At 27.8% G+C, this 255-nt stretch carries 1 protein-coding gene; it reads left to right on the top strand.

What is annotated here, in order from left to right; all coding sequences use genetic code 11:
* Nucleotides 1-6: 6 nt before the first annotated feature.
* Nucleotides 7-255: transposase (locus QMG30_RS24950; RefSeq protein ID WP_281819944.1), on the top strand; the 249-nt coding region annotated here is incomplete at its 3' end.

Genomic DNA, 255 nt, shown 5'->3' with positions numbered 1-255 from the left:
TTTCGTATGTTAGAAGCTAAACTTATCAAGGCACAAAGGAAATTATCACGTATGGTAAGGTTTTCGAATAATTGGTATAAACAAAAGATTAAAGTAGCAAAAATACACTATAAAATCAAAAATTCAAAATCGGATTTTTTACATAAACTATCTACTCAATTAGTAAATAAATACAATGCTATAGCGATAGAAGACCTAAATATGAAAGGTATGAGCCAAACATTGAAATTTGGTAAAAGCGTATCTGATAATGGT

The organism is Vallitalea longa, from assembly GCF_027923465.1.
Taxonomy (GTDB): Bacteria; Bacillota; Clostridia; order Lachnospirales; family Vallitaleaceae; genus Vallitalea; species Vallitalea longa.
This window is presented reverse-complemented; position numbering and strand designations above follow the sequence as displayed.